Genomic DNA, 1,120 nt, shown 5'->3' on the forward strand with positions numbered 1-1,120 from the left:
GGTGGGTTCAAGGATGAAGTGCGACTTGCGAATGATACCAATGGGTTGTCACTCGCAAGGAGAATGCAATGGAACGCACCTACTCCCACATTGACCTCGATGAACGTCGCAAGATTGCCCGCTGGAGAACGGCTGGGCTTAGTGTCGAAGTGATCGCCGAGAAGCTTGGTCGACATCGCTCGACGATCTTTCGTGAGCTCAGGCGCAACATGTTCGTCGACAAGGTCGTCCCTGATCTCAGTGGCTACTACTGCGTGACGGCCCATGACATGGCTTGCGAACGGCGCACCAAGCTCCGGAAGTTGGTGCGCTTCTCAAATGTCAGGCAGTCCGTTATCGACCGGATCAAACATGGTTGGTCGCCGCAGCAGATCGCTGGCCGGATGCGTCTGGAACGGCACCCGATCTCGGTCAGTCATGAAACGATCTACAAGTTCGCATACTCGGCCGACGGACACGCGATCAAACTGTGGCGCCACTTGCCGGAGCATCGGGCACGACGGCGACCGCGACATGCAAGACGCAAACATGGACAAAGTTTTAGCCCTGAACTGAACATCCTGCGCCGCCCGGATGTCATCGCCAATCGCAAGCAGTTTGGTCACTGGGAATGCGACCTGATCCAGTTCCGCAAGAAGTTCGGGAGAGCCAATGTGACCTCGCTGGTCGAACGAGTTAGCCGGTTCGCGATATTCCTGCGCAACAATGATCGGCAATCTCGGCCAGTTATGGACGGTCTTGTGCAAGCGCTTCAGGCGCTGCCCCACCTCGCCCGCCGCTCGATCACGTTCGACCGCGGCACTGAGTTCACAGACTGGCCTTATCTGCAAGCCAGCATCGGCACGCAGACATGGTTCTGCGACCCCCAATCGCCCTGGCAGAAAGGCACGGTCGAGAACACCAACAGGCGAGCGCGAAAATGGCTTTCGAGAGAGGTCGATCCCTTATCCGTAACCGACGCGGATCTGATCGCGATCTGCAATCAGCTCAACGAGACTCCGCGTAAATGCCTGGGATACCGGACACCGGCAGAAGTCTTCCGCAAGAAACTGCTCGCACAGCTAAGGCATGCCGGATAGCTTCGCCCTGCCCGCAAGTCGCGCTTCGGCATGAACTCACA

At 57.8% G+C, this 1,120-nt stretch carries 1 protein-coding gene; it reads left to right on the forward strand.

The features are described from left to right. The first annotated feature begins 68 nt into the window (after positions 1 to 68). Positions 69 to 1,079 carry an IS30 family transposase gene (locus tag E9677_RS25075; RefSeq protein WP_136560795.1) on the forward strand — a complete coding sequence of 337 codons (1,011 nt, stop codon included), beginning with the start codon at positions 69 to 71 and terminating at the stop codon, positions 1,077 to 1,079. Positions 1,080 to 1,120: the final 41 nt, after the last annotated feature.

Source organism: Peteryoungia rhizophila (assembly GCF_004912145.1).
In the GTDB taxonomy this organism is placed as follows: domain Bacteria; phylum Pseudomonadota; class Alphaproteobacteria; order Rhizobiales; family Rhizobiaceae; genus Allorhizobium; species Allorhizobium rhizophilum.